The following is a 10,319-nucleotide window of genomic DNA, read 5'->3' as shown; positions in this document are numbered from 1 at the left end:
GCGGGGTGGCTATGCGGTGCTGGAGCGGCGGTGGCGGGCCGGTGACGTGGTGAAGGTGACGCTGCCGATGGCGGTGGCGGCGCACCCGACGCCGGGCGATGCGTCGACGGTGGCGTTCACCTATGGGCCGCTGGTGCTGGCGGCAGACATGGGACCGGCCGATGCGCAGTTCGAGGGTGTGGGGCCGGCGCTCGTCACCGCGGCGGCCGCGACGGGCGCGCTGGCGCCGGCCGGTGGCGCAGGGCAGTTCCGGGCGGTGGGGGCGTTGAACGAGGCGCTGACCTTCAAGCCGTTCTTTTCACAATATGACCGGCGGGCGGCAGTGTATTTTCCGACCTTTACGCCCGCCGGCTGGGCCGGTGCCAAGGCGGGGTATGTGCAGGCACAGGAGGAAGCGCGGGCGCTGGCCCGGCGTACGTCGGACATCATCCATCTGGGCGAGATGCAGCCCGAGCGCGACCACCAGTTCCAATCGGACCACAGCGAGGTGGTGAACTGGAGCGGGCGCTCGGCCCGGCGGCTGCGTCCCGGCGAATCCATGCGGATGGTGCTGGCGCGGCGCCCGGGCGCGGCGGTGCTTCGCGTGCTGGTCGCGCGCGGCGATGTCGATCGGAAGATGGGTATCAGTGTCGACGGACAGGCACTGGGCGCCGGGCGGCGCGTCGAGGGTGGAGAAGGGCATTTCGCTGCGATCGACTATGCGGTGCCGGGAAACGGCGCCGGAACGCCGGCCGACGTGGTGGTAACCGCGCTGCGGGACGATGCGGTTCTGTATGAAATACGTATGATGACTCTGCCTGCAGGCATCGTGGATACGGCAATGCGGAGCTAAGGACCGGGCGTTCCGATCTCGCGCAACATGACGCATTATCGGGAGTTTTAGCTCAGATTGTCGATCTTTTTACCTCTTCATCACTTTCGACTGGATGCTATGACTTGTAGTATGTAATTTGTCTGTCAATTTGGCGGTGCAACCGCTGTTGGGTAGGGGGAGAGGGTGATGCGGATCTTCAGGCTGTTGGCAGGGGCGGCCTCGGTGCTTGCGATGGGGAGTGTCGCGCAGGCGCAGGGCGGGCCACAGGTGCAGCCGGTCCAAATCGATCCCTCCCGCCCCGACTGGGAAAATCCGGCTGTCTTCGCCCGCAACAAGCTTCCCGCCAGTGCCACGGGCTTCCCGTTCGAGACGCGGGAGCGGGCGCTGGCCGGGGTCGAGGCGGATTCGCGGCGCTATCTGTCGCTGGATGGCGAATGGAAGTTCGCCTTGTCGCCGGGTGCGGATCAGGTACCGAACGGGTTCGAGCGGCCCGATTACGACGTATCGACCTGGAAAAGCATCAAGGTGCCGGCGGACTGGCAGGCGGAGGGCTACGATCAGGCCCGGTACAACAACATCACCTATCCGTTTCCGGCGAACCGCCCGCTGATCCCGCACGATACCAATCCGGTGGGGTCATACCGACGCGACATAGACCTGCCCGCCAACTGGTCGGGTCAGGACGTGGTGCTGCATATCGGCGCGGCCGGTTCGGCCTATTATGTGTGGGTGAACGGTCAGAAGGTCGGATATTCGGAGGACTCGAAACTGCCGAGCGCGTTCGACGTCACCCGGTTCCTGAAGCCGGGGCGCAACACGATCGCGATGCAGATCTACCGCTGGTCCGATGGCAGTTATCTGGAGGATCAGGATTTCTGGCGCGTGTCGGGTATCGAGCGATCGGTGTATCTGATGGCGGTGCCGGCCACGCGGATCGCGGATACCTTCGTTCATGCCGGGCTTGACGATGCCAATCGCGATGGGCGGCTCTCGGTGGATGTCGCGGTAACGGGTGCGGAGGCCGCGACGGCCAGGATCGTGCTGCTGGACGGCGATCGGCAGGTGTTGACCGCCAACCGGGCGGTGCCCCGGGGGGATGCACGGCGGGTGACCTTGTCTGGCGATGTGCCACAGGTGCGTGCCTGGACTGCCGAGACGCCCGAACTGTACACGCTGGTCACCGAACTGCTGGACGCACGCGGGCGCGTGGTCCAGTCAACCGCACGGCGCATCGGCTTTCGCAACGTCGCGATCAGGAACGGACTGGTCAGCGTCAACGGACGGCCGATCACCATTCGCGGCGTCAACCGGCACGAGCATGATCCCGAGACGTTTCACGTCATCAGCCGGGAGTCGATGGAGCGTGACGTGCGCCTGATGAAGCGCAACAACATCAATGCGATCCGTACCTCGCACTATCCGAACGACCCCTATCTGTACGACCTGGCAGATCGGTACGGCCTGTATGTGATGGACGAGGCCAATATCGAGAGCCACGCGTACATGGATTACGCGAACCGACATCCACGAGAGCGCGCCAGGTATCAGATCGGCTTCGACCCCGCGTGGCGGGAGGCGCATGTCAGCCGCGTGACCAACATGGTCGAGCGGGACAAGAACCATCCCTCCGTCATCTTCTGGTCGCTGGGCAACGAGGCGGGGATCGGGCCGAACTTCGAGGCGGCCGCGGCTGCCGCGAAGGCGCGCGATCCTGGGCGGCTGATCAGCTATCTGGGTTGGGGGACATGGGACGGGATCAGCGACCACAGACCCAACTGGTACGCCGATATCTACGCGCCGATGTATGATCCGGCGGTCAAGATGGACGATTACGCGCGCAACTGGAATTTCAAGCAGCCGATGATCCAGTGCGAATATCTGCATGTGATGGGTAATTCGGGCGGCAACATCAAGGAATATTGGGGCACGATCTACGCGCACCCGGACAAGTTGCAGGGCGGGTTCGTGTGGGACTGGGTGGACCAGTCGATGTATCGCTACACCAAGGATGGCCGGCGTTATTGGGGTGACGGCGGCGAGTACGGGCCCAATCCGGGCGGCGATATCGAGTTTGGTGACGGCCTGCTGCAATCCGATCGTACGCCGAACCCGCATCTGTACGAGCTCCGCAAGGTCTATTCGCCGGTCCAGTTCGACGGCTTCGACCCTGCCAGTGGACGGGTGACGGTGCACAACCGGTATGACTTCCGTGACCTGTCGGGTTTCGACATGGACTGGGAAGTGCTGGAAAACGGCGTATCGGTCGCATCGGGCAAGCTGCCGGCTCTGTCGACGGCAGCACGGAGTGCGGATACGATCACGCTGCCGCTGGCGGGCGTCCCGCGAAAGGCCGATGCGGAGTATTTCGCCACGGTTCGGGTGCGCACGCGCGACGGGGCGGTGCCGCTGGTGCCGGGCGGCACGGAGATCGGGTTCGAACAGTTCGCGCTGGGTACGCCGCCAGCCGCTTCGGCGACGGCCACGGCGGGAGACGTGGCGGTGAAGCAGTCTGCCGGGGTGGTGACGATGCGGGCAGCGGGTGCCACGCTGGAGATCGATCGTTCGACCGGGTTGATCCGTCGCTACACCAAGGACGGGCGCGAGTTGGCGACCGGGGGTGCGCCGCATTTCTGGCGGGCAGTGACCGACAATGATCTGGGCGTGGGTAGTGCGCGCAAGCTGGCGCCCTGGAAGGCGATGAGCGAGACGCGACGCGTCCGATCCGTCCAGGTGGGGCGTGACGCGGTGACGGTGAACTTCGACCTGGGCGATGGCGCGGCGACGTTCGAGACGCGTTATGCGATGGCGGGAGACGGATCGGTTGCGGTGAGCGGCGCGCTGACCCCGGTGAAGCAGGATCTGCCGCCCCCGTTCCGGGTTGGCCTGGCCTTTGCGCTGCCCACCGATCTGACCACGGTGGAATGGTATGGGCGCGGCCCGCATGAAAGCTATGTCGACCGCAAGACCTCGGCCCCGATCGGCCTGTGGCGCGGCGCGATCGCCGAACAGAATCACGACTATATCCGTCCGCAGGAAACGGGCAACAAGGTGGACGTCCGCTGGATGGAAGTGTCGGGCGCCGGACGGGGCGTGCGGGTCGAAGGCGATCGACCGTTGATGATGAACGCGCTGGCCTTCCCCTATGCCGATCTGGATCGCAAGGCGCCGGGCACGTGGAAGTCGACGGACGTGGTGCCGCACGGGCAGGTCACGCTGCTGGTGGATGCCGCGCAGTGGGGTGTGGGCGGGGACACGCAGTGGAGCGATTTCGGCCTGCCGCTGCCCGAATATCGCACGCGCGCGGAGCCGACGCGGGTCACCTTCCGTCTGACGCCCTTTGCGGGCGAGGGTACGACGCCCGACAAGGCGCGGGCGGCGCGGGCCACGGGAGCGGAGTAACCGGGCGTCGCGGCGGCGTGGCTGCCGTTTGCCGGGGCAGGGGGACGGACGGGTGCCTATGTGCGGGCGTGGCCGGCCAACGCTTCGCGCACACGGGCGAGGGCGGCGACCTCGGGTGCGGCTTCGCCCATGAGCGCCCAGGCGCCGGAGATGGCGAAGGTGCAGTGGCCGTGGACGGTGGCGATGAGCGAGCGGGCGAGGGCGGCGACGTGGTCGTCGGCGGGAGCGCCGAGGGCGTGTGCGACCTCCGCGATCACGATCTCGGTCAGTATGCCCCTAGCCTGTTGATCCTGTTCGGAAAGCGAGGCCTCTGCGGGAAGGCGATGGTCGTAGATCGCGGTCCAGAGATTGGGATGCGCACGAGCAAAGCCGAAATAGCCGTTCACCAGCGTCGCGATGCGGTCGGTGTCGCCACCCGCATCGAGTTGTTCGCGCAGACCGGCCGCCCATCGCGCGAAACTGCGCGTGTTGATCGCGGTGATCAGCCGGTCGGAGGTGCCGAAGACATTGTGGATCGTGCCGATCGAATAGCCGATCCGCCGCGCCACCTCCCGCGCGGAGAAGCCGGCAAGACCGACCTCCGCCATCAGCGCCGATCCCGTATCCAGTATCAACGCCTCCAGTTCGGCGCGGCTGTGGTCCGATCGTCTTCCCATGAAGCACGACTAGCATAAAATTGAACGGCGCACAATTTTCTATTGAGCGATGCTCAATTGATGCTAGACGAAGGCATCTGGAAGGAGTCGCCATCCATGTCCGCACCTGACCTGTCGCTGCTCGGCAAGCGTCGTTTCGCGCCGTTGTTCGTCGTCCAGTTCCTGGGCGCCTTCAACGACAATCTGCTGAAGTTCGCGCTGCTGTTCCTGGCCAATTTCGGCCTGTACGCGGCGGCGCCCGAAAAGGCCGAGCTGTTGGCGACGGTCGCCACCGGGCTGTTCATCCTGCCCTATTTCCTGCTGTCGGCGCTGGCCGGGCAGCTTGCCGACAAGTTCGACAAGGCGGTGCTGATCCGCGCGGTCAAGGCCGCCGAGATCGGTATCATGATGCTGGCGCTGGGCGGGTTCTGGTTCCAGTCGATTCCGGTGCTGCTCACCTGCCTGTTCCTGATGGGCGTGCATTCGACGATGTTCGGGCCGGTCAAATATTCGATCCTGCCGCAGCATCTGGGGCAGCATGAGGTGATGGGCGGCACCGGCCTGATCGAAGCGGGAACGTTTCTGGCGATCCTGGCGGGGCAGTTGCTGGGCGGGGTGATCCCGACCTGGGAGGCGGGACTGGCGGCGACGGGCGTGGCGGTGCTGGGGTTCGTGGCAAGCCTGGCGGTGCCTGCCGCGCCCGCCGCCGCGCCGGGCCTGCGCATCGAGCGCAACATCCTGAGGGGTACGTGGAAGATCCTGACAGTCGCCAGGGCGGGACGCGGCGTGTGGCTGGCGATCCTGGGAATAAGCTGGTTCTTTTCGGTGGGCGCGATCCTGTTGTCCGAATTCGCGCCGCTGGTCAGCGGGACGCTGCATGCCGGGCCGGGCGTGGTGACGCTGTTCCTGCTGGTCTTTTCCGTATCGGTCGCGGCCGGATCGCTGATGGTCAACCGGCTGCTGGGGGGTGAGGTCTCCGCGCGCTACGTGCCGGGTGCGGCGCTGGGCATGGCGGTGTTCCTGATCGACCTGTGGATCGCCACGCAGCACTTCGTGCCGGTGACGGATCACGCCGATGTCGCCGCGTTCCTGGGCACTGGCGGGAGCTGGCATATCCTGATCGCGCTGACCGGCATCGCCTTTGCCGGCGGCATGTTCATCGTGCCCCTCTACGCCATCCTGCAGGTACACAGCGTGCCCGCCGAGCGCTCGCGGATCATCGCGGCGAACAACATCGTCAATGCGTTCGTCACCGTCCTGATGGTGGCGGTGGTGACCGCGTTGCTGGCAAGCGGAACCAGCGTGCCGGGGGTGATCGGCGCGATGGGCTTCGCCACGCTGGCGATCGCGCTGATCTCGTGCTGGCTGCTGCCGGAGACGGTGTTCAAGGCGCTGATCCGCGGGTTGCTGGTGCTGCTGTACCGGGTCGAGGTGCATGGGGCGGAGAACATGCCGAAACCGGGGGAGAGGGCGATCCTGGTGGTGAACCATGTGTCGTTCCTCGACGGGTTGCTATTGGCGGCGTTCCTGCCGGGCAAGCCGACCTTTGCGGTCGCGACGCGGATCGCACGGGCTTGGTGGGTGCGGCCGTTCCTAGGCATGTTCGATGCCTTTCCGGTCGATCCGACGAATCCGATGGCGGCCAAGGCGATGGTGAAGGCGGTGCGCGAGGAGCGGACGCTGGTGATCTTTCCCGAGGGGCGGATCACGGTGACGGGCGCGCTGATGAAGGTGTTCGACGGCCCCGGCATGATCGCCGACAAGGCCGATGCCCCAATCGTGCCGGTGCGGATCGACGGCGCCCAGTATACGCCGTTCTCCCGGTTGCGCGGCAAGCTGCGGCTGCGGGCCTTTCCCAAGATCGACCTGACGATCCTGCCGCCGCGCCGCTTCGCGGTGGAGGGCGAGACCGCACGTCAGCGGCGCGCCGCGGCCGGTGCCAAGCTGTACGATGTGATGAGCGAGATGATCTTCGCGACATCGAACGCGGATCGGACGCTGTACCAGGCACTGATCGACGCCAGGGACATTCACGGCACGCGCACCGCGATAGTGGAGGACGTGAAGCGCGAGGCCATGAGCTATGGCCGGCTGCTGACCGGCAGCATCGCGCTCGGCCGCGCTTTTGCGCCATTCACGACGCGGGGCGAGGCGGTCGGCGTGCTGCTGCCCAATGTGAATGCGGTGGTGGCGACCTTCTTCGCGCTGCAAGGCATCGGACGGGTGCCGGCGATGCTGAACTATACCGCCGGCCTGACCAACCTGAAGGCGGCATGCACCGCGGCGCAGATCGGGACCATCATCACCGCGCGCGCCTTCGTGACGCAGGCAAAGCTTGGCGAGGTGGTCGCGGGGCTGGAGGCGGCGGGGCAGCGCGTGCGGTATCTGGAGGATATCGGCGCCGGGATCGGAACACTGGCCAAGCTGCGTGCGGTGGTGGCGACGCGCTTTGCCGGGCGGCTGCACCGGCGATACGGGGTGTCGCCCGAGCAACCCGCGGTGATCCTGTTCACCAGCGGGTCCGAAGGGCTGCCCAAGGGGGTGGTGCTGACCCACTGCAACCTGTTGTCCAACTGCTTGCAACTGTCGGCACGGATCGACTTCAACTCGGCTGACGTGGTGCTGAACGCGCTGCCGGTGTTCCACAGCTTCGGGCTGACCGGCGGTACGCTGCTGCCGATCCTGTCGGGTGTGAAGACGCTGCTTTATCCCAGCCCGCTGCATTACCGGATCGTGCCGGCGCTGGCCTATGACGCGAATGCGACGATCCTGTTCGGGACCGATACCTTTCTGTCGGGCTATGCGCGGATGGCGCATGGCTACGACTTCTATTCGCTGCGCTACATCTTTGCCGGGGCGGAGCGGGTGCGCGACGAGACGCGGGCGACCTATGCCCACAAGTTCGGCCTGCGGATCATGGAAGGGTATGGCGCGACCGAGGCATCGCCGGTGATCGCGGTGAACACGCCGATGCATTTCCAGGCGGGCAGCGTCGGGCGGTTGCTGCCGGGAATGGAGGCGCGGCTCGATGCGGTGCCGGGGATCGAGGAAGGCGGGCGGCTGTCGATCCGCGGGCCGAACATCATGGCGGGCTATCTGAAGGCGGATGCGCCGGGCGTGCTGCAACCGCCCGAGGGTGGCTGGCATGACAGCGGCGATATCGTGACGATCGACAGGGCGGGTTTCGTCACCATTCGCGGCCGGGCGAAGCGCTTCGCCAAGATTGGCGGCGAGATGGTGTCGCTGCCCGCGGTGGAGGGCTATGCGGCCAAGGTCTGGCCAGAGGGCGATCATGCGGTGGTGACGCGGCCGGATGCGCGCAAGGGTGAGCAACTGGTGCTGTTCACTACCCGGACCGATGCGGTGGCGGCGGACTTCCAGGCATGGGGGCGTGCCAATGGCGTGACCGAACTGGCGATCCCGCGCGATATCCGCGTGGTCGCGGCGCTGCCGGTGCTGGGCACGGGGAAGCTGGATTATGTGACGATGGGCGAAATGGCCTCGGGCGCGAAATGATCGCGCCCGAGGGGTAATCGATCAGGACGCGGGGCGGATCACCTGTACCAAGGTTGCCGGGTTCTGGTCGGTGGGCAGCTTGCCGGACGCGGTGAGGCGGCCTGCCGCATCGTCCCAGCGCAGCGTGGCCGAACGACCGCCGCCGGCCTTCTTGTACGCGTTTGTCGTGCCGTCGTCGTCGTACAGGGTGAAGGTGGCGTCGCGGCCCGGATAGACGCGGATCGCCTCCAGCGGCTGCTTGGTCGCGGTGCTGGGCACCTGCACGCCCATCGGCACGATCGAGCCTGCACGAACGAACAAGGGCACCTGATCGATCGGGGCGGCGACCTCGATCGTCTGGCCGCCGGTGTAGCGGCGGTTCGTCCAGTAGTCATACCAGTCTGCGCCGGCTGGCAGATAGACCGGCCGCTTCGTCACGCCCTGATCGGTGACGGGGGCGACCAGGAAGGCGGGACCGAACATATACTGGTCGCCGATCGTCGCGACCTTGGGATCGTTCGGGAAGTCCATGAACAGCGCGCGCATGAAGGGGGCGCCGGTCTGATAGGTCTGGTGACCCATCGCGTAGAGATAAGGCATCAGCGAATAGCGCAGGCGCAGGAAGTTGGCGAGGACGGGCTCTGCCGCCTTACCGTAATCCCAGATCGAGGCGGCGGGACGCTGGCCGTGGATGCGCAGCGTCGGCGTGAAGACGCTGTAGCCGAACCAGCGGACCATCAATTCGGGATAGTCGGCATAATCGGGCGCCATTGCGGTCGCACCGGCGGGATCGATGAGCAGCGGACGTTCGGCCTTGGGACCGTTCGGCCATTGCCAGCCGCCGATGTCGCTGCCCCAATAGGCCATGCCCGTCGCAGTGAAGCCGAGGCCGGCAGGCACCTGGCGGCGCAGCGCCTCCCAAGTCGACTTGATGTCCGACGACCAGAACAGCGCACCATTGCGCTGGACGCCGAGATAGGCGGCGCGGGCGAGGATCAGGTTGCGAAGGTTCGGACGATCCCTAGCCGACCCTTCCGCCACGGGGGTGGTGTGGGTGAGGGGATAGAGGTTATGATACCGGTCGCCCGAGCCGATCGAGTAGAAATGGCCGTCCGGCACCAGATCCGGCTCGGTCTCGTCCAGCCAGAACCAGTCGAACCCCTGCGAGGCGAGATTGTCGCGGATGCGCTCCCAGAACCATTGGCCGGTTTCGGGATTGGTCGTGTCGAGCAGCGCGCCGGCACGGTCGGAGCGGACCGGCAGGCCGTCCACCACGCTGCCGTCCTTGTCATGCAGGAACCAGCCCTTGGCGGCGAGGGTGTTGTAGTAGCGCGACTCCCGCTCGAAACGCGGCCAGACGCTGATGATCGAGCGCATGCCCATCGCGTTCAGGCGGTCGTTCATCCCCTTGGGATCGGGGTAATAGGTGCGATCGATGTCGAGCTGGCCCATGCGGGTCCAGTGGAACCAGTCCAGCACCATGACGTCGAGCGGCAGGTTGCGCTGACGATAGCCATCGGCCACCGCCATCAGCTCCGCCTGACTTTCATAGCGCGCCTTGGACTGGATCAGGCCGAACGCGGCCTTGGGCGGCAGCGGGGTGGTGCCGGTCAGCCTGGCATAGCCGGCGTAGAGCTGGTCGGTGGTGTCGCCGGTGATGACGAAGAACGAGATACGCTCGCCCACCTCCGACTGCCAGTGGGTGGCGTTGTGGAGACCCGGCATCACCTTCAGCGCCGATGGGTTGTCCCAGACGATCCCGTAGCCCTTGTTGGTGACCATGAAGGGGACGCAGACCGTCTCGCCCGCAGGCGCGTCGTAATTGTGGCGACAGTCGATGGTGCGGCCCTTCAGGTCGAGCACGCCCTCCTGGTTCTGGCCGAGACCGTAATAATGCTCATCCGGCTGGACCGCGAAGCTGGCGCCGACGCGGAACGTCTTCTCGCCGTTCACGGTGTGGTGGGCCATTTCCCAGC

5 protein-coding genes are annotated in these 10,319 nt (G+C 66.1%); 3 read left to right on the top strand and 2 right to left on the bottom strand.

Annotated features, from left to right (window positions below; translation table 11 throughout):
- A partial coding sequence (locus tag Q0U08_RS13030) for a DUF6805 domain-containing protein (protein ID WP_298091823.1) occupies positions 1 to 832 on the top strand: 832 nt, incomplete at its 5' end.
- A gap of 168 nt (positions 833 to 1,000) precedes the next feature.
- Entirely contained in the window at positions 1,001 to 4,213 is a 3,213-nt protein-coding gene (locus tag Q0U08_RS13025; protein ID WP_298091822.1) for a glycoside hydrolase family 2 TIM barrel-domain containing protein, read from the top strand.
- A 56-nt stretch (positions 4,214 to 4,269) separates the two neighbouring features.
- Here the strand turns inward: Q0U08_RS13025 and Q0U08_RS13020 are convergent, their stop codons facing one another.
- On the bottom strand, positions 4,270 to 4,869 hold the full coding sequence (locus Q0U08_RS13020) for a TetR/AcrR family transcriptional regulator (protein WP_298091821.1): 600 nt from the start codon (positions 4,867 to 4,869) through the stop codon (positions 4,270 to 4,272).
- A gap of 96 nt (positions 4,870 to 4,965) precedes the next feature.
- Here Q0U08_RS13020 and Q0U08_RS13015 point away from each other — a divergent pair, with 96 nt between their 5' ends.
- Positions 4,966 to 8,364, top strand: a complete 3,399-nt coding sequence (locus tag Q0U08_RS13015) for an acyl-[ACP]--phospholipid O-acyltransferase (RefSeq protein ID WP_298091820.1) — start codon at positions 4,966 to 4,968, stop codon at positions 8,362 to 8,364.
- Between the two features lie 21 nt (positions 8,365 to 8,385).
- Here the strand turns inward: Q0U08_RS13015 and Q0U08_RS13010 are convergent.
- Positions 8,386 to 10,319: TIM-barrel domain-containing protein (locus Q0U08_RS13010; RefSeq protein ID WP_298091819.1), on the bottom strand; the 1,934-nt coding region annotated here is incomplete at its 5' end.

Source organism: uncultured Sphingomonas sp. (assembly GCF_946477935.1).
Classification (GTDB): Bacteria; Pseudomonadota; Alphaproteobacteria; order Sphingomonadales; family Sphingomonadaceae; genus Sphingomonas.
The sequence above is the reverse complement of the archived record's forward strand: the minus strand, read 5'-3'. Positions and strand labels throughout refer to the sequence as shown.

Coding starts and splice junctions, on each gene's coding strand:
- Q0U08_RS13020 (WP_298091821.1), bottom strand. CDS start 4,869: ATGGGAAGACGATCGGACCACAGCCGCGCCGAACTGGAGGCGTTGATA.
- Q0U08_RS13015 (WP_298091820.1), top strand. CDS start 4,966: ATGTCCGCACCTGACCTGTCGCTGCTCGGCAAGCGTCGTTTCGCGCCG.
- Q0U08_RS13025 (WP_298091822.1), top strand. CDS start 1,001: ATGCGGATCTTCAGGCTGTTGGCAGGGGCGGCCTCGGTGCTTGCGATG.